This window comes from Enterococcus sp. AZ179 (assembly GCF_050498885.1).
GTDB lineage: Bacteria > Bacillota > Bacilli > Lactobacillales > Enterococcaceae > Enterococcus_D > Enterococcus_D entomosocium.
In genome coordinates this window covers 2502567-2522011 of record NZ_JBMHEO010000001.1, presented here as the reverse complement: position 1 = coordinate 2522011, position 19445 = coordinate 2502567, and the positions used below count along the sequence as shown (strand labels likewise).

16 protein-coding genes and 1 tRNA gene are annotated in these 19445 nt (G+C 41.2%); 3 read left to right on the top strand and 14 right to left on the bottom strand.

Features of this window, described 5'->3' with window-relative positions; all coding sequences use genetic code 11:
* Window positions 1-2: 2 nt before the first annotated feature.
* The 12 genes from IGI88_RS11905 to rpoN form a co-directional block, all read right to left on the bottom strand.
* Window positions 3-755 (bottom strand): alpha/beta hydrolase, encoded by a 753-nt coding sequence (locus tag IGI88_RS11905; protein ID WP_005234371.1) that lies wholly within the window; start codon window positions 753-755, stop codon window positions 3-5.
* Window positions 756-878: 123 nt separating this feature from the next.
* Complete coding sequence (secG, locus tag IGI88_RS11900) at window positions 879-1115, bottom strand: preprotein translocase subunit SecG (protein ID WP_005228700.1); 237 nt, start codon at window positions 1113-1115, stop codon at window positions 879-881.
* A gap of 156 nt (window positions 1116-1271) precedes the next feature.
* Window positions 1272-1544 (bottom strand): GNAT family N-acetyltransferase, encoded by a 273-nt coding sequence (locus tag IGI88_RS11895; RefSeq protein WP_005234370.1) that lies wholly within the window; start codon window positions 1542-1544, stop codon window positions 1272-1274.
* Window positions 1545-1561: 17 nt separating this feature from the next.
* Complete coding sequence (locus IGI88_RS11890; RefSeq protein WP_429960554.1) at window positions 1562-2518, bottom strand: alpha/beta hydrolase; 957 nt, start codon at window positions 2516-2518, stop codon at window positions 1562-1564.
* A gap of 144 nt (window positions 2519-2662) precedes the next feature.
* Window positions 2663-6550 carry a Cna B-type domain-containing protein gene (locus IGI88_RS11885; protein WP_429960553.1) on the bottom strand — a complete coding sequence of 1296 codons (3888 nt, stop codon included), beginning with the start codon at window positions 6548-6550 and terminating at the stop codon, window positions 2663-2665.
* A gap of 525 nt (window positions 6551-7075) precedes the next feature.
* Window positions 7076-8131, bottom strand: a complete 1056-nt coding sequence (locus tag IGI88_RS11880) for a hypothetical protein (protein WP_429960861.1) — start codon at window positions 8129-8131, stop codon at window positions 7076-7078.
* A 328-nt stretch (window positions 8132-8459) separates the two neighbouring features.
* On the bottom strand, window positions 8460-9761 hold the full coding sequence (gene eno, locus IGI88_RS11875) for a surface-displayed alpha-enolase (protein WP_005234360.1): 1302 nt from the start codon (window positions 9759-9761) through the stop codon (window positions 8460-8462).
* A gap of 112 nt (window positions 9762-9873) precedes the next feature.
* Window positions 9874-10629, bottom strand: coding sequence for a triose-phosphate isomerase (gene tpiA, locus IGI88_RS11870; protein WP_008380860.1), 756 nt, complete (start codon window positions 10627-10629; stop codon window positions 9874-9876).
* A gap of 63 nt (window positions 10630-10692) precedes the next feature.
* Window positions 10693-11883 carry a phosphoglycerate kinase gene (locus IGI88_RS11865; protein WP_005234355.1) on the bottom strand — a complete coding sequence of 397 codons (1191 nt, stop codon included), beginning with the start codon at window positions 11881-11883 and terminating at the stop codon, window positions 10693-10695.
* Window positions 11884-11982: 99 nt separating this feature from the next.
* A complete protein-coding gene (gap, locus tag IGI88_RS11860) occupies window positions 11983-12984 on the bottom strand; it encodes a type I glyceraldehyde-3-phosphate dehydrogenase (RefSeq protein WP_008380858.1) in 1002 nt (333 codons plus the stop codon).
* 40 nt (window positions 12985-13024) lie between these two features.
* On the bottom strand, window positions 13025-14062 hold the full coding sequence (locus IGI88_RS11855; protein ID WP_005228675.1) for a sugar-binding transcriptional regulator: 1038 nt from the start codon (window positions 14060-14062) through the stop codon (window positions 13025-13027).
* Window positions 14063-14308: 246 nt separating this feature from the next.
* Window positions 14309-15628 carry an RNA polymerase factor sigma-54 gene (gene rpoN / locus IGI88_RS11850; RefSeq protein WP_429960552.1) on the bottom strand — a complete coding sequence of 440 codons (1320 nt, stop codon included), beginning with the start codon at window positions 15626-15628 and terminating at the stop codon, window positions 14309-14311.
* A 51-nt stretch (window positions 15629-15679) separates the two neighbouring features.
* Here rpoN and IGI88_RS11845 point away from each other — a divergent pair.
* A tRNA-Arg gene (locus IGI88_RS11845) sits at window positions 15680-15751 on the top strand.
* 164 nt (window positions 15752-15915) lie between these two features.
* Here the strand turns inward: IGI88_RS11845 and rpoE are convergent.
* Both rpoE and IGI88_RS11835 read right to left on the bottom strand, forming a co-directional pair.
* Window positions 15916-16524: a DNA-directed RNA polymerase subunit delta gene (gene rpoE, locus IGI88_RS11840; RefSeq protein ID WP_005234347.1), complete on the bottom strand. Its 609-nt coding sequence runs from the start codon at window positions 16522-16524 to the stop codon at window positions 15916-15918.
* A gap of 84 nt (window positions 16525-16608) precedes the next feature.
* Window positions 16609-17046 carry a DUF1934 domain-containing protein gene (locus IGI88_RS11835; RefSeq protein WP_005234346.1) on the bottom strand — a complete coding sequence of 146 codons (438 nt, stop codon included), beginning with the start codon at window positions 17044-17046 and terminating at the stop codon, window positions 16609-16611.
* A gap of 221 nt (window positions 17047-17267) precedes the next feature.
* Between IGI88_RS11835 and IGI88_RS11830 the strand changes: the two genes are divergently transcribed.
* Together IGI88_RS11830 and IGI88_RS11825 are read left to right on the top strand one after the other, a co-directional pair.
* On the top strand, window positions 17268-18089 hold the full coding sequence (locus tag IGI88_RS11830) for a lipoate--protein ligase family protein (protein WP_016619756.1): 822 nt from the start codon (window positions 17268-17270) through the stop codon (window positions 18087-18089).
* Entirely contained in the window at window positions 18073-19443 is a 1371-nt protein-coding gene (locus IGI88_RS11825; protein ID WP_008380856.1) for an HD domain-containing protein, read from the top strand. Before IGI88_RS11830 ends, IGI88_RS11825 begins: the two co-directional genes overlap by 17 nt.
* Window positions 19444-19445 lie beyond the last annotated feature (2 nt).

Below are 19445 nucleotides of genomic sequence, written 5' to 3'. Positions count from 1 at the left end.
ACTCACTCTTTCCAAGCAAGTGTTTCTAAGAAAGCAAACACATCCTGCTCTAATTTTTTCCGTTCTGGTCCAACGGTCACCACATGACCGCTTTCGGGATACCATTGAAGCGTATAGGGAACATGGGACAGTGCCCCTGCTGTTTTGAAAACCGTCTGTGGATCGATCATTTGATCCTTTCCTGCTTGTGCTAGAAAGACTGGGCGCTCGATTTTCCCTAAATGCCCAGCTGTGGTTTGTCCGACTGTTTCGATTCCTTGCAGTTGCTCTCTGACCTTACGAGGGACTTCTGCCAATATTTCTTTTTGGGTCGCCTCGTCTAAATCAGCATAGGGTATGACCATTTCAGCATACTTTTCAAAATTGACTGGCACTTCATTCTTGGTTTCAAATAATGGCGAACAAAACAGTCCGCCCCCCATCAATGTTGGATCTTGTGTCAAACGATCCATCGCTAAAATCCCGCCCATCGAAAGTCCAAGAACGGCAACTTCTTCATAGCCTTTTTCTCTTACATAAGTAACTGCATCTGCAGCATCCTGCTGCCAAACAGCCATCCCTTGATTTAAGATATCATCTGGATTGGGCGTACCATGTCCAGTAAACATCGGAGTATAAACCGTGTAGTCTTTTTGTTCTAACGAACGACAAAGCATACGCACATCGTTAGGACTACCTGAATAGGCATGGAACAAAATGACTGCTCGCTTGCCGTGTTCAGCAAAAACCGGTTTTGGTTGATTAAATGTTTTCATGTTTCCTTTCACCTCACGTCCAATTCTACCATAGTTAAGAAGAATACTTCGACAAATGCGATCAAAATCTTCCCCTTAAAAAGAAAAAAACCTCTCTTTACGAGAGGTTCGCTAGCAAAATGATTAGTTTGATGAAAGAAAAGCCAAAATAAAGAGCAAGACCATCCAAACAAACCCTAAAATGGCCGTTGAGCGCTGCATCACTGCTTCAAATCCACGGGCTTTTTGCTTACCAAACAATTGATCCGCACCGCCAGTAAAGGCACTAGCTGCACTATTTTGCTTGCTAGGCTGCATCATGATCGTAATGACCATTAAAATCGAAATAACAATTACAGCAGTTAATAAGATATTATACACGTTAGCTCCTCCTTGCTTGCTAAAGTCGTCCTTTCTATTTTAGCATTTTCCGCTAGAAATTACTACTCCCTTTTTGTCATTGCTCGTTGCGTGACGGTTTAAAAAAAAGACTGTCCTTTCTGACAGCCTTTTTCTCATAGATCGCTTTCGTTCAAATCAGCGAACGAGTACGTCATCATATTCTGGTTTTTCTTTGAACTCTTTGACCGCAAAGGAGCAGACAGGCATAATTTTTTTCTCTTCCCGTCGTGCTTTTTCAACAACTGCTTTGAGCAATTTTTGCGCCAATTGCTGTCCACGATAATCAGGGTTGACGAAGGTGTGATCAACTTCAAGTACATCATCTGGTGTTTCTTGCCATGTAATCTCACCAATTTCTGTTTCTCCATCATATAAAGCAAAACGCTTATTTTCTTCTTTTATTTCCATTGTTTTCGCCCTTTCTATCAGACAATGTCTGTTTTTTGTTTGATCTTCTCAATAAATTGCAAAACGGTTGGCCAATATTCTGGGGCATCTTTAACTGCCTGTAAATGTCCCATATTGGGAAAAAGGACTTTTTGTTTCGGACCAGCCGTTGCTTCCATTAAAGTATTGATTTCTTTTTCAGAAAGAAACGTATCCTTTTCTCCTTGTAAAAACAGCACAGGTAAATGGTTGCTGCCGACTTGTCGGGTCACTGAGATTTGTAGGAAGGGGTAGCCGACTAAGTGTTTACTGTAACGATTGGCTAATCGCAAAAAGCGCTTGACGGGTAACCGAGAAAATTGTGGTAGACTTGCCCGAATGGCACTATAAACGGACGTATAACTGCTGTCTGAGATCAAACCCGCAACTTGCACCGGCATGACTTCTCCACTGGCCAGCAGCAAAGTCGCCGCTCCCATCCCTAAACCATAGAGGAAGATTTGGGTTTGTGGGTCTTTTTCCAAAATCTTATCGATCCACAAAAGCAGATCCATCCGATCTAGCCACCCTAAGCCGATCTCTTTGCCTTCACTACGGCCATGTCCACGCAAATCAGGAACTAAAACATTGTAACCCGCAGCCCAGAATTTCTCGGCCGCATCTTGACAGTCTGCTTGCCCATCACTGCGATACCCATGCAAGCAGATCACCCACGTTTTAGCACACTGATCAAAGACTTCTGCTCTCAGGATCAGATCATCGGTGGTCGTTACCGTACATTCCGAACCTTGTGACCAAAAAGCCGAACTGCTTTTCGCGATCCGCTCTTTGTATGGAATCCCCAGTTTCTTTCTGCCTTCTTTTTCATACCATTCATTGTTACGCATAATAATTGCCGAAACAAAATAGCGTACGCCCTTTTTCATCACAGACGTGCGATATACATAGTACACCAAAAAAATAAAAATTAGCAGTAGTAGCAATAGCCAAACCATAGGATCCCCCCTTCATTTTAGTTTACCATTTACACCGGTTTTCAGCCAAAGTTTTGTCGCAAGTCTTAAATAAGTCCTATACTTTTTTAAGAAAAAATCTTTGTACTGACTTCTAGCGAAGGAGCAGTACAAAGATTTGTTTGGTTAAATATGTTTCTGTTTATAGAATAGGAAGGCGATCATGGTGAGTAAAATACTTCCAAGAACACTTAGTTCATAAGAGGATTCCTCGTTTGTCTTTGGCAATCTTTTTTCATTATCTGTCTGTGATGGCTCTGTCTGGTTCTTTTTGTCATCCAGCTTTTGCTCGGCGTTTCCGGCTATTTTTTTCGGTTTATCAGACTTGTCAGAAGGTGTTGGTGCTTTGGGACCGCTAGGAGCAACCGGTGTCTCAGGCGTTCTCGGCGTTTTAGGTTCGACATAAGTATTGATCAAGTCATAATCATGGACTTCTGACCTGTATCCTTTGACAGCCACTTCTTGAATGCTATAGGTGTACGCTTGAGCTTTCTCATCATATTTTGGCAGATCTTCAAAACGATAGGTCCAGTTGCCTTGGTTATCTGCTTTTACGACTTGTTTGTCGATTTCTTTATCATTTCGCATCAATTTGACAGTGATACTCTTCGGCCGCGTATTGAACTTGTTGCCATAGTCATTCCACGTCTTCGTTCCCGATACTACCGTTGTTTCGGTATTGTGATAGGTGTTGACCAGGTCATAGCCGTTGACTTTAATAGTGTAACCTGGCACTTTTTCTTCTTGGATCGCGTACGTGTATGCTTGACCTTTTTCATCATACTTAGGCAAATTTTCAAAGCGATAGGTCCAGTTCCCTTGGTTATCTGCTTTTACGGTTTGTTTGTCAATTTTTTTATCATTTTGCATCAGCTTCACAGTGATACTCTCTGGACGGGTATTGAACTTGTTGTCGTAGTCATTCCATGTCTTTGTTCCTGATACTTCTGTCGTTTCGTTATTACGGTAGGTGTTGACTAAGTCATAGCCGTTTACTTTGGTGGTGTATCCTGAAACTTTTTCTTCTTGGATCGTGTAAGTGTAGGCTTTTCCTTTGGCATCGTATTTTGGCAGCTTATCAAAGCGATAGGTCCAGTTGCCGTGGTTATCTGACTTTACATTTTTTTCTGCGTATTTTTCGCCGTTTCGCATCAGCTTGACAGTGATGCTTTCAGGGCGGGTATTGAACTTGTTGTCGTTGTCATTCCATGTCTTTGTTCCTGATACTTCTGTCGTTTCGGTATTACGGTAGGTGTTGACTAGGTCATAGCCATTTACTTTGGTGGTGTATTCTGGAACATTTTCTTCTTGAATCGTGTAAGTGTACACTTTTCCTTCGGCGTCGTATTTTGGCAGCTTATCAAAGCGATAAGTCCAGTTGCCGTGGTTATCTGATTTTACGACTTGCTTGTCGATTTCCTTATCATTTTGTATCAGTTTGACAGTGATGCTTTCAGGACGGGTATTGAACTTATTTTCATAGTCATTCCATGTCTTTGTTCCTGATATTTCTGTCGTTTCGGTGTTACGGTAGGTGTTGACTAGGTCATAGCCATTTACTTTGGTGGTGTATTCTGGAACATTTTCTTCTTGAATCGTGTAAGTGTACACTTTTCCTTCGGCGTCGTATTTTGGCAGCTTATCAAAGCGATAAGTCCAGTTGCCGTGGTTATCTGATTTTACGACTTGCTTGTTGATTTCCTTATCATTTTGAATCAGTTTGACAGTGATGCTTTCAGGGCGGGTGTTGAACTTGTTGTCGTAGTCATTCCATGTCTTTGTTCCTGATACTTCTGTCGTTTCGGTATTACGGTAGGTGTTGACTAGGTCATAGACATTTACTTTGGTGGTGTATCCTTCAACGGGTGTTTCTTGAATTGCGTAGTCATAGGTCTGACCAGATTCGTCGGTTGTTGGTAGATCGGTAAATTCATAATGCCATTCCCCCTCTTTATTCGGGGTAACCGTTTTTGTTTGGAACACTTCACCGTTTTGTAATAATTGAACCGTAATGCTTGTCGGACGGGTATTAAATTTGTTGTCATAATCGTCCCACGTTTTGGTTCCGCTGACTGTCGTTGTATCAAGAGATAGCAGGTGATTCATTGCAGCTAGTTTGATTATCGGTACAACCGTTTCATTGGCTTGAAGATCCCAGCGATGGGTTTCCGCATTGACCAATACCGTATCAGCAATGATACTGCCGTCAACATTTTGGTGGACATCAACTGTATCACCAACAGCCAAAATCGTTCCTTGGAAGGGACTATTAATCGAAAGCATTTGATTTTCTGGCTGATTAATAAAATTCCACAGGATAACGGCATCATCAAACGCTTCTGTTTCATGACTATTGCGCGTCGTGCCATCTGTATATTCTAGTTTGATTTGCGACTTGATATTAACGGTACTTGCTCCTTCGGTATCCACATTGATGAGTACAGGAGACGTGCCTTTTGTTAGCCCTTTGATGGTAATGGGTGTATCTTTTTCTAACTCTGTTTTTGAAAGAGTAACGACTACCTTTTGATCTTCTTCATCAATAGTATCTGCCGAAAAGGAAATTGGTTTCTTGTCGATTAGATAGCCATCTGGCGCTTCTGTTTCAACAAAGGAATAATCCCCTTCTGGAAGATCCGTTTCGATTACTTGGCCATCATCATTTGTGACCTCTTCATCAACCTCTTTATGTGTCTTTTTATTTTGAAGTTCGTAAACACCGTCATCAAGCGGGTTTCCTTGTTCATCCGTTAAGGTCAACACAACCTCTTGTGTATCATTTTCAGCACGGGCGGTATTGATGACCCGCTGATTATTATCAGTAAAGTCTTTGGTTACACCGGGTGTTTGCGGATAGGCTCCTAGCCTTTCTGACGTCGCCTGTAACGTTGAAAATACCTTTTTAAAATCTATATACGGTTCACTTGCGGATTGATCTTGGAAAACTTCGGAAGTTTTCAAGTGATCCATTCTCTGTCCATTTACAAAAACGGCAGGTTGTTGATTTTGATCTGCTAAATCTACTGTGACTGATGGGCCAAAGACAACTTTGTTTTTTCTGCTATCAGTTCCTGACACAAAGGAAGAATTTGCGATCGTATTGACTTTTTGAATATAATTGATTTCTGTTGGCAAAGAACCATCCTGAATACTGGTCCCAAAATTGACATTTCCGTTTAATTCACCAACGGCCAAATTTCCGTTCGTGTGTGTATTTAGCGTCGCATGGTTAGCAAAAATATGAAAATATTGCGCTTCTCCTAGAAGTGCGTCATCAACTTCAGGAACATCATTTTTAAAAATGCCCCCACTTGAAAGTTGTGAAGCTGCTGGCGCACTTGCTTGGGTATCAGGCGTTGATTCTATGGTTTTTGATGCAGTATTTGACGCCGTTTGTTGTTGTGACTCGTTGCTTGTTGTTACAACCTTTTTTTCAGAAGCCTCTGTTTGATCCTGAGTATCAGAAAGTACGGCTTCTGTACTCGTTGCTTCTGTGGATTCATTTTCAGGTAGAACAACTGCTACATCTGTTGTGTTGATGATGTCTTCTTTCACTTGTCCATTTTTTTCATCTGTTTGAAGAAAGGCGGATTTGATTGTCAATGTTTGAAGACTTTTTGTTTGAAACGTTAGCGTCATTTGGCTAAAAGAACTGCTAGCGGTTTCTTCCATCAGCTGCTGTCTTTGCGGATCATATGTAAATGGCGTGCCGCTGCTTTGAATCGAGTTCGGCAGAACCGTTTGTTCCCCTTCACTCAAGCTGAATGCTAGTTGATTAGCTGCTGCTTGTTGATTTTTTTCTACCTCGATCGTCCAAGTGATTTCTCCTGTCGTAGGATCTGGTAATGAGGTCACTTGCGCTGTGCCCTTTTCGTTTTGAAATAGGATTGTTTTGGGATTCTCCTCGGTGTCCGCATTGGCTGTGATGACTGATAATAAAGGCGCCAAATAGGATAACATAAGTAAGGACAGCATGAACATTGGGTAAGCTATTTTTTTCACATAAGTACACATTTCTCTTCCTCCAAACAACAAATTTTACTCAGGTGATTATCCTAATCGGAAAAAAGAGAAAATGCAAAATGACCCAAATTTTGATTCTGTGAGAAAAATGAGAGCAAAAACCGAAAAATGGGTCCTGCTCTCAAGGAAATTTGTGAAAATGAAATAGGATTTCTTTTGTTTGAAAAACAATAGAATATTTTTTTCATGATAAATACTCAAAATCCAGAAAGAATCTTTTGTTTGTGATAAAAGTTCTTTAATTGAAAACTCTTAAACACCAGGAGTGATTGGCTACTCGCTAAAATTTCACTTGTCAAAAAAAAATAATTGTAAACTGAAAATGAAAATTTTCATAAACAATCATATTATTTTCATTTTCGGTTACGAAAATTTTAGCAGATTCTTTAAAATCTTATTGTTATTTTCCCTCTATTTATAAGTTCTCTTAACTTTTCAACTTACATTCTATAGAAAAAAACTGTTCCTTGTTCATCTACTAGAAACAGATTTTTTCTATATAGCTTTCATTCACTTTTAATTACTAAAAGTTTGAACAATCTCCTCTTGATCAAAGTCACAAGCCACATCCAAGGACAAAGAATCCGCAGTAGCCAATGCACCCCATGACAAACAAAATCTTAAATCAGCTGGACTTTGATTCCCCTCAATATAATAAGCTGGGAATCCCGAGTCAGATCTGTCAAGTTGATATACACCCCCGGATTTTTTCAGGAAACACTCATCGTCATAATATTGAGTTACAGCAAAATTAAGGTTATTGGCAGATTTTTTTAACAAATATTGCGCTCCATAGTATCGCTCCCCACTAACGATTTCAAAATCACGGAAAGAGTGTCGAGGAAGATTCGTTTTTATCTCAAGTTTTCCCTTCCCTTTGATCATTTTTAAATTAGGCAATAAGATAAAGCGACCGATTATTTCGCTGACCCAATCTGGATGACTTTCACCGTAGTCACTCGAAAAATTGCTATGACCATCGATTACTTTAAAAGAAATCGGCTCCCCGTTAAAGGTTAACCACCAGTTGCCAACAGTTGTGGGTAGCAACTGTTGACTATAAAGATCGCCAAACGATCTGTCTGGTCTTTCATCACATGAATCAGACACAGCTATATCCTTACAATGCTTTTCTATATATACCAATAGATCTGTATCGTCTGTAACGACAGAATATGAGCTACCATCATCAATGATTAATTCTAAGCTGCCTAATGGATGCTGAACGTACGGAAGATCTACATCACGATTCCAGCCTTCCCACTCAGGATAAGAATCAAAGATCAAAAGATCATCCAAAGAAATGCTGGGTAAAAAACCAGTTAGCACCCCTTCATAAAGATAAGTATCTTTGATTGCATCCAATAAATTATGGCCGCTCAGCCAAATAAGCGACTTTCCATTTTTCTTCTTTTCAATCGAATGCAAAATACTTATGTCACCTGAATAATCGGTAATCAGCCAATTATACTGGAGGATCACTTCTTTTGGAAATAGGTCAATAATTCCTGCAGCCGAAACAATATGTTCTACTTCCTTTGATACTACATTATTTATGTACAATTTTTTCATCAGCATTCTCTCCTAAAATACTAAGTTTTCCTATAGTCTATCATACAATTAGCATACCGAAAAAACTCTTTTTCCACTTTGATTCCTGTGAAAATTTTATCAGATTAAAAGTTAATCAAAAAATAAGTGTTCACGAAATTTGAATGAAGCAAAACCAATCCACGGTTTTTACTTAAATAAATCTACCAACCAGTTTTGTTGACCTGTTTCAGCTAAACTCCCTGATCCGTGAATTGTAAGTAAAAAAGTCCCCTCATGTCATTTACACATGAGGGGACTTTACCATCATTTCAGTTCAGCCAAACGACAACGTTTGATTAAGCTAAGATTATTTATTTTTTAAGTTGTAGAAAGCTTGCAAGCCTTTGTATTCAGCAACTTCACCAAGTTGGTCTTCGATACGTAGCAATTGGTTGTATTTTGCAATACGGTCAGTACGTGAAAGAGAACCAGTTTTGATTTGGCCAGCGTTTGTTGCAACAGCGATATCAGAGATTGTTGAATCTTCTGTTTCACCTGAACGGTGAGAAACTACTGCAGTGTAACCAGCTTCTTTCGCCATTTCGATTGCATTGAATGTTTCCGTCAATGTACCGATTTGGTTAACTTTGATAAGGATTGAGTTACCGATACCATTTTTGATTCCTTTTTCAAGGATTTCAGTATTTGTAACAAACAAGTCATCCCCTACTAATTGAACTTTGTCGCCTAAGCGTTCAGTTAATAGTTTCCAACCATCCCAGTCATTTTCATCCATACCGTCTTCGATAGTGATGATTGGGTATTTGTTAACTAATTCTTCTAAGTAGTCAACTTGTTCAGCAGCAGTACGTTTTACGCCGTTTTCGCCTTCAAATTTAGAGTAGTCGTAAACACCGTTTTCGTAGAATTCTGATGATGCACAGTCAAATCCTAGGTATACATCTTTACCTGGTTCTAAACCAGCAGCTTTGATTGCTTCTAAGATTGTTTCAACACCGTCTTCAGTTCCTTCAAAACGAGGAGCGAAACCACCTTCGTCACCTACTGAAGTTTCTAAACCACGTTTAGACAAGATTGATTTCAAAGCGTGGAATACTTCAGTACCCCAACGTAAGCCTTCTTTGAATGTAGGTGCGCCTACAGGCAAGATCATGAATTCTTGGAAAGCGATTGGTGCGTCAGAGTGAGAACCACCGTTGATGATGTTCATCATAGGAGTTGGCAATACTTTTGTATTGAATCCGCCTAAGTAGTGGTATAAAGGTACTTCTAGGTAATCAGCAGCTGCACGAGCAACAGCGATAGAAACACCAAGAATCGCGTTTGCGCCTAATTTGCCTTTGTTAGGAGTTCCGTCTAAAGCGATCATTGCTTTATCGATAGCCATTTGGTCACGGACATCGTAGCCGATGATAGCTTCTGCAATGATGTTATTTACATTGTCAACTGCTTTCGTTACACCTTTACCGCCATAACGAGCTTTGTCGCCATCACGTAATTCAACTGCTTCGTGTTCACCTGTTGAAGCTCCTGAAGGAACCATTCCGCGGCCGAAAGCACCTGATTCTGTGTAGACTTCTACTTCGATAGTTGGGTTACCACGTGAGTCTAAGACTTCGCGTGCGTAAACATCAGTAATAATTGACATGTTTTGTCTCTCCTTTGAGTTTGTTTTATCTTAAGGGGAATGCCCCTTGCGAACAACTTAATTGTATTGAAAAAATGACGATTCTGCAAATGTTATTTTCATGAAAATGAAATTATTTTACAGCATCTAATAATGCTAGGAATGAATCAGCTTGCAAGCTTGCGCCGCCAACTAATGCTCCGTCAACATTTTCTTTTGCCATGTATTCAGCAATGTTTTCAGGCTTTACAGAGCCGCCGTATTGAATACGTACGCTGTCTGAAACTTCTTTGCCGTATAATTTTTCAACGGTTTTGCGGACAACGCCACAAATTTCGTCTGCGATGTTTGCATCCGCAGATTTACCAGTACCGATCGCCCAGATTGGTTCGTAAGCAATCACAAGATTACTTACTTGACCGTCTGTTAAACCGTCTAAGCCAGCAGTGATTTGTCCTTCGATCCACTCCGCTGTTTTGCCAGCTTCATAGGTTTCTAAAGATTCACCACAGCATAGGATTGGAATCATGCCGTTTGCAAAGATTGCTTTGGCTTTTTTGTTGATGTCTTCATCTGTCTCATGGAAGTATTCACGACGTTCTGAATGACCAATGATGACATAGTCAACACCTAGATCTGCTAAAGCTGCTGGTGAAGTTTCGCCAGTAAAGGCACCTTCATTTTCCCAGTAGCTGTTTTGAGCAGCAATTTTTAATTCTGTTCCTTCAGCAGCATTCACTAATGTTTCTAAGAATAAAGCTGGCGAACCGATCACAGAGTCAACTGTCTCGTTGCTAGGAATTTTTGTTTTGACTGCTTCAGCAAATTCTTTTGCTTCTTTCGCAGTTTTGTTCATTTTCCAGTTTCCGGCAATAATTGGTTTGCGCATGTTCTGGCACTCCTTTTCGTTATCAAGCGTGCAAAGAAAGTTCTTTGCACGGCTTGTCATTGATTATTTATCGTTGATCGCAGCTAGGCCAGGAAGTGTTTTTCCTTCTAGCAATTCAAGGCTGGCACCGCCACCTGTTGAGATGTGGGTAAATTTGTCAGCAAACCCTAATTGTTCTGCTGCAGCTGCAGAGTCACCGCCACCGATGATCGTTGTTGCATCTTCAAGGTTGGCAATTGCTTCACAAACACCAATCGTACCGTTTGCGAAGTTAGACATTTCAAACACACCCATAGGTCCGTTCCAAACGACTGTTTTTGCGCCTTTTAATGTTTCAGCAAACAAAGCGATGGTTTCAGGTCCGATATCTAAGCCCATTTGTCCTTCAGGAACATCACCAGTATGTTCTTCTGTTGGGACATCATTTGAAAATTCAGCAGCAGTGATTGAATCAACTGGTAATACTAATTTATCGCCAGCTTTTTCGATCAATTCTTTTGCTAATTCTACTTTATCTGCTTCCACAAGAGAATTACCGATTTCCATGCCTTTTGCTTTGTAGAACGTATACGTCATTCCGCCGCCGATCAAGATTTTGTCTGCTTTAGGAATCAAGTTTTCGATTACGCCGATTTTATCAGATACTTTTGCTCCACCAAGAATCGCGATCATTGGACGTTTTGGTTCTTCGACTGCTTCCCCGATGAATTTGATTTCTTTTTCCATTAAGAAACCAGCAACTGTTGGGATACCTGTTGAAGCGATCCCTACGTTTGAAGCGTGTGCGCGGTGTGCGGTACCAAAGGCATCATTTACAAAAACATCGCCTAAAGAAGCCCAGTATTTGCCTAGTTCAGGATCGTTTTTGCTTTCTTTTTTGCCATCGATGTCTTCGAAACGAGTGTTTTCAAAAACAACGACATCGCCATCTTGCATGTTGTTGATCGCTGCTTCTAATTTTTCGCCGCGGGTTTCATCAACGAATGTTACTTCTTTGCCTAACAATTCGCCAAGACGTTTCGCAACTGGCGCTAAAGATTTTCCAGCTTTATCTGCTTCTTCTTTCACACGACCTAAGTGTGAGAAAAGAATTGCTTTTCCGCCGTTTTCGATCACATAATTGATTGTTGGTAATGCTGCTTTGATCCGTGTATCATCTCCGATCACTCCATCTTTCAATGGAACGTTGAAGTCCACACGTACAAGAACTTTTTTATCTTTTAAATCGATATCTTGAACTGTCATTTTAGCCATGAACAGATTCCTCCTAGCATAATTGTTAAAAAAAGCGGAGAAGCGCGATGCTTCCCCGCTTTCTCTTGCGATGGTTTAAATTAAAGTCGTTCGCAACTCTTATAGGTTAGCGAAGTATTCTAAAGTACGTACTAATTGTGCAGTGTATGACATTTCATTGTCGTACCAAGCAACAGTTTTAACTAATTGTTTGTCGCCAACAGTCATAACTTTTGTTTGAGTTGCATCAAATAATGAACCGTAAGTCATACCAACGATATCAGAAGAAACGATTTCGTCTGTGTTGTAACCGTAAGATTCGTTTGAAGCTTCTTTCATTGCTGCATTGATTTCATCAACAGTTACTTCTTTGTCAAGAACAGTAACTAATTCAGTTAATGAACCAGTTGCAACAGGAACACGTTGAGCAGCACCATCTAATTTGCCGTTCAATTCTGGGATTACTAAGCCGATCGCTTTAGCAGCACCAGTTGAGTTAGGCACGATGTTTGCAGCAGCAGCACGGGCACGGCGAAAGTCACCTTTAGGGTGTGGTCCGTCTAGAGTCATTTGGTCACCTGTGTAAGCATGGATTGTAGTCATTAATCCTTCAATCACACCAAATTTGTCGTTCAATGTTTTCGCCATAGGAGCTAAACAGTTTGTTGTACATGAAGCACCAGAGATAACTGTTTCTTCACCTGTTAAAGTTTCATGGTTTGTGTTGTAAACGATTGTTGGAACATCGTTTCCACCAGGAGCTGAGATAACTACACGTTTTGCACCAGCTGTTAAATGTTTTTCAGCAGCTGCTTTAGAAGTGAAGAATCCAGTACATTCTAACACGATTTCAACACCTAGTTCGCCCCAAGGCAATTCTTCAGGGTTGCGGTTAGCTAAAACTTTGATTTCGTTTCCGTTCACATTGAATGAACCTTCGTGAACTTCAACTGTACCGTTGAAACGTCCTTGTGTTGTATCATATTTTAACAAGTGAGCTAACATTTTAGCGTCTGTTAAGTCATTGATAGCCACAACTTCGATTCCTTCTACTTCTTGGATACGACGAAATGCTAAGCGTCCGATACGTCCAAATCCATTAATACCTACTTTAACTGTCATTTAAGATTTCCTCCTTATGAAAATCATAAAAATATTTATTTTAAAGGGTTGCCCCTTTTAAAATCTCATTTGCGCAAGCTTCATCGGTGATGAGCCAGGTTTGTTTTGGTGCATTTTTCATGTATGCATTGACCGCTTTGGCTTTTGATTGTCCGCCAGCGACCGCAAAAATGATTGGGACTTTTTGTAAATCTTTTAATTGAAGTCCGATTCGAGGAACTTTGTAAACGACCTCGCCTGCTTCGTTAAAGAAATACCCAAAGGATTCTGCAACTGCATTTTTTTGTTTCAACATCAGAATTTCTTGTTCTGACATTTTTCTTCGAGCCGCCATATGCAACGCCCGTCCAATACTATGAATAACACAATTTGCTTGACTTATCAAGTTTAAGACATCAACGATGGCGGGTTCTTTCAAGAGAAACTCGTAGGTGTTCATGCTTAATTGTTCTGGTACAAACAAGGAGCGATAATCGCCATTTGTCTGCATTGCCATCACCGAGCTGACAGAGTTTGCTTGCACGTTGACTGATTCTCCGATACCACCACGGGCTGGAACAAACAAGTTATGACGTTTGGCGGTTTCCAAATTACCCAATTCCTCGGCAACTTTCGCCATTGTCGTCCCTCCCATTACTGCGATGGTGTTTTTGCCTTCTGGCAATAAGAGATCCAACGATTCATTCAGCAACTGGCCAAATTCAGCAATAACTTTCGGTTGTCGATCACCATCGCCGCTCGCAATCAAACAACGTTCGATGCCAAAGGTCTCTGATAATCGTTTCTCGATTTGGTGCATTCCGAACAGCTGATCCATCAGTGCACCAATCTTCGTGTACACTTCTTCTCCGTAGGCGGTCAATTGCATGCCGCTTTTTGAAGAGTCGATCAGTTTCAGCTTTTTAAGGATATCTGTTTCCGTCCTCAACACGCGTTCCGTCATTGATAAACTTTCCGAAAGTGTCCGGCGGCCAACGGGCTGCATCCAATAAATATTTCTTAAGATACGGTAACGTTCCTGGAGTACAGCGAGAATATCCGGGGTGATTGCCTCAATCAATTTTAATTCATCGAGCATTTTATATCCTCCCGTTGGACAATTTTCGTCCTACAATGACTTAAAATGACCCATCGATTGCAAAAAAAATTTAAATCTGTTTCCTACACCAATAATAGTAGCACTTATCGCCTTGATACGCAACTATTTCAGTCACAAAATCTTGCTTTTCATAAAATCGTCATAATTTGAAAAAGAGGAAAGGATCGATAAAAAAAGGAAAGGCTTTGCTGCCTTCCCTACTCATCGTTAATAGTAAGTTTTGCTTTACTCGAATCGTTTCCGCTTGGAAGAACCAGGGATATTCATGGCTTCACGATACTTTGCCACCGTTCGTCTAGAAATATCGATGCCTTGGGCTTTGAGGGCATCTGTCAACTTTTGGTCTGACAATGGTTTGTTTTTATTTTCTTCATCGATCAGTGCTTTTAGCTGCTGTTTGATCGATGCCGTCGTCAGGTCATCACCGCTTTCTTGCGTCGAAACTTTCTGTCCAAAGAATAGTTTTAATTCAAACACCCCAAAGGAGGTCTCCAAGTATTTCCCATTGACTGCCCGGCTGACCGTTGATTCATGAATTCCTAATTCTTCGGCAACTTCTCTTAAAACCAATGGCTTTAATGGTCGATCTGGTTGAGTGAAAAACTCCTTTTGCCGCGCAACGATCTGCACCCCGACACGATAGATGGTATCCCCTCGTTGCAGCAAGGTCTTCTTTAACCACTCGAACTCTTGGGCTTTATTGTCTAAATAACTTAAGACTTCTGGATCACCGCTTTGCTTCAATTGGTCAAAGTACTGCTGCTGAAAGCGAACCTCTGGTAAGGCGCGTTTGTTTGATTTCACGATCGGTTGTCCTTTTTCAACCGTCACTCGCAGGTCAGGAACGATGTAAAGCCCATCGGTCGACCCAAACGCCGCCCCTGGTGTGGGGGTCAATGTTTGAACATAATCAAAGACCTTTTGAATCTCAGTTAATGGAATCTGCAGCGCTTTGCTGATTTTGTCCCACTTGCGCTCTGCCATTTCCGTGAAGAATTCTTCTAAAATGAGATAAGCCATTGGCGGCGCATAGTCATCTCTTTCCGTTTGCAGCATCAAACACTCTCTTAGATCACGAGCACCGACTCCTGACGGATCCAGTTGCTGGATCAAGGTTAAAGCATCAAGCATTTGGATCGGCGTCCCCCCGACAAGCTTCCCAGCTTCTTCCAAATCAATCGTCAAAAAGCCGTTTAAATCAATGTACTCGACTAAAAATAAAACGATCGTCCGCAAAAAGGTGTCGCGGTAATTTAAATGGACTTGATCAATGAGGTGTTCGAATAAAGACGTGTGCTGATCAGGGATCTGGCTTAAGTAATCCATTATTTGTTCTGACGAGCCGCTGCTCTTGCTTGGTGTGATGGGCGAATCATATTCCCCCAGATCAATCAACGGATTTTCTAATGCCTGGTTATCTATGAAGGACAATAATTCATCTGCAGAAAATTGCAGCACTTGGATCGATTGCTGCAATTTCTGCGTCATAGCAAGCTTTTGCGTCTGTTTTTGTTGTTGTGAAAATTGCTGTTGAAATTTCATCATTCTACCTCTTGTTTTTTTCACTGAAATTGGTTAAACTAATATTTGTGCTTCGCGCCTTTAGTGTAGTGGATATCACGTAAGATTCCGGTTCTTGAGACGGGGGTTCGATTCCCTCAAGGCGCGTTTTTTCTTTTCGTTACAAGTATACTCGATTCAAATCAATAATTCAAAAGCACTTAGGGACCGCTGATGCGGTTCCTTTTTTATTTGTATCTATGTAAGAAGGCGAACTCGTCCTTCAACGATTAAAAGCTGCTTGCAGCCAAAAGGCGAAAAAAAGAAGAGGATTACTCCTCTTCTTCCTCTTCATCCGCAAAATCATCTTCATCATCGTCATCGATAATGGTGAGATCTTCCTCAATGCTGTCAGGTAATTCTTCTTCATCATCGGTGCTATTGTCGGCGCCGATTTCTTGCAAGTCTGAATTGTATGCCGAGATTTCTTCATCCTCGTCATCATCATCATCAAAGAGATCATCTTCTTCGTCATCTGACAAATCAGTATCCTCAGGATCATCATCGTTATAATCGATTGCATCTTCATCATCGTTGATAAAGGCATTGACTTTTTTACGTTTGCGACGACGTGGTGTATCTTCATCCTCGTCTTCGATGCCATGGTTGACTTCTTCATCGATCGAATCAATGGCGTACCATGAACGTAAGCCCCAACGATTGTCGCCTAAAGAAATAAAACTACCGTCGATATTCAAGTCTGTATAAAACTGCGCCAATGAATCACGAATCTCGCTGTCTGAAGTTTCAAGATAGTTTTGAATTTGGTTGACCAAATCAGAAAAATCCATCACGTCACCGCGCTGCTCTAAAATCGCATGGGCAACTTCAATCATCGACAATTCGTTTTTATTTACACCTTCAAATACATTAATTTCCAAACGGGACACGTCCTTTCACAGTCTACTCCTAATCATACAAAATTACGTCTCAAATTGCAATTTTTTCTTTCAATTTCCCTTTGATTAAGCGGTAAATTCTAAAGACAGTTTGTATTCGCCGACTTTGTCAGCAGCCATGAACAAGTCATAATCGATATCGATCTTTCCCGAGTATGGACGGTCTTTCAAGCTAACGTGCAAGTGATTGGTGAAGGTGTGGAACATCATCAAGCCATACGGGGTTTGATAACTCGTCTCTAAACGTTCCTTATAAGAAAATTTCAAGCGCATGCGCATTTCCCCTGAGCGAATCAATTGAATCAATCCGTCTGGCATAATTTTCATCGTAACGGGAATGTCGGTGCCGTCTGGCTGGATCTCTTTGTAACGGAGATATAAGGTATCACCGATCTTGACTGCTTGTCCTTGCAGATCAAACAGAAAGTTCTCTGTTTCCCCTGCTTGACGTACATTGGTTGTTAAATGAATCGAGATTGGGATTCCTTTTGATAATTCTTGCATGTACGTGTGCCTCCTTTGAAGATTTCAGTTTCATTCTTGCTTTTTTTCATTCGTTTGTCAATCATTTCAGTTGATTCTCCTTGGTCTATTTCTTCATTGAAAATAAAAAACGAAAACAATAGCAAGTTTTCATTCTTTTCTCCAAGTAATTTTCCAAGAATCGTATATAATAAGGATAACAGGTATTTTAAAGGAGTTTAACCGATTTGACTATCTATGTAATGGATCAAACCTTACCACGTATCCACAATCCTTATGAGCCGTTTGCCTTCACCGATGTTGCCACCGAAGTTGCTGGCAAACAGGAACAAGTTTATTGTCATTTTTGGCAGTTGTCCGATACGATGATTTTAGGCATGAAAGATACCCGGCTGCCTTTTTTGACAGATGGTCTGCAGGTTTTGAAAGAAGCTGGCTATGCCTCGATCATCCGCAACTCAGGGGGGCTTGGCGTAATTAATGATGCCGGTATTTTGAATGTCTCCCTCATCTTCCCTAAACATTTGGCTGCCACCACAGATGCAGCCTATGAAATGATGGCGACATTGCTGCAAACCGCCTTTCCTGAGCGGACAATTTTGGCTTATGAAATTGCTGACTCGTATTGCCCAGGCACCTATGACCTGAGTATTGATGGGAAAAAAATTGCTGGTACAGCACAACGACGAATCAAAGACGGCGTGGCTGTCATGATGTATCTGAGTGTCAACGGCGACCAACCAGCCCGCGGCTCTCTCGTTCGTCGTTTTTACCAAGCAGGTTTGAAAGAGCGCTTTGGTACAGATGGCTATCCAGCCGTCAATCCTGCGAGCATGACCACTTTAGAAGCGGCCCTCGGCCGTAAGTTTACCACACACGAGGTGACTGACCGCTTGCAAAAAGCCCTGCTTTCCTTGATCACAGACCAATCCCTATATCCGCTTGAATCACTGGATCAATGGCTGACAGAAAATAACCTTAGCGAACAAATGCAGCAACGCTTAGCTGGCATGGAAAAGCGAAACCAACCAATAAAGGAGTTTAGCGATGAGCCTACCATATAAATATCAAACCTTAGCGATAGAAAAAGTATTTCGTGATCCTGTTCATAACTATGTCCATGTACAGCACCAAGTGATTTTAGATTTGATCAATTCCAAAGAAGTGCAGCGTTTGCGGCGCATCAAACAGCTGGGAACTGCTTCCTTTACCTTTCACGGAGCAGAACATAGCCGCTTTTCTCACTCCTTGGGCGTTTATGAAATCAGCCGTCGCATTTGCGATATTTTCCAACGCAATTATTCCCTTGAAAAAGTCGGGCCAAACGGCTGGGATGATAAAGAGCGTTTAGTGACCTTGTGTGCAGCATTGCTTCATGATGTGGGCCACGGACCATACTCCCACACCTTTGAGCACATTTTCCATACAGACCATGAAGCCATCACAGTGGCGATCATTACTTCTCCTGAAACGGAAGTTCATCAGATATTGAACCGAGTGGAAGCTGGATTTCCTGAGAAAGTCGCAAGTGTTATCACTAAAACTTATCCAAATCCTCAAGTCGTTCAAATGATTTCTAGTCAAATCGATGCTGATCGGATGGACTACTTGCTGCGCGATGCTTATTTTACCGGCACTGAATACGGCACGTTTGATCTGACCCGAATTTTACGAGTGATTCGTCCGTACGAAGGCGGTATTGCTTTTTCTATGAATGGCATGCACGCTGTGGAGGACTACATCGTCAGTCGTTACCAGATGTATGTGCAAGTTTATTTCCATGCGAGTTCTCGAGGGATGGAAGTGATCTTAGCCCATTTGCTGGATCGAGCTGCAGAACTGTATCAAGTGGATTCAGAATTGTTTCAAGGCCATTCGCAGCTGCTTCTCCCATTTTTAAAACAAGAATTCACCTTAGATGAATACTTGAAACTCGACGATGGCGTTCTGAATACCTACTTTACCCAATGGACGGAAGAAAATGATCCGATCCTCAGCGATTTGGCCAAGCGGTTCTTAAATCGTAAACCGTTGAAATCCGCCCGCTTTGACGATGAGACGCAGTTGCCGATGATTGAAGAAATGCAGGGACTGGTGGAAAAAGTCGGCTTCAATCCCCGCTATTATACTGCCATCAATTCAAGCTTCGATCTGCCTTATGATTTTTATCGGCCGACTTCAGGCAAACATCGGACACAAATCGAATTACAGGAAAAAGATGGTTCCCTTGTGGAATTATCCCAAGCCAGTCAGCTAGTTGCAGCTTTAGCGGGACAAACCCAAGGTGACCAACGCTTTTATTTTCCAAAAGAAATGATTGACCCCAACATCCAAAATCACTATGATTTATTTGGAGAGACGTATCAAGAGTTTGCCAAGCACATTCGCAATGGTGCTTTGATCAAACCAAGCCACTAGGA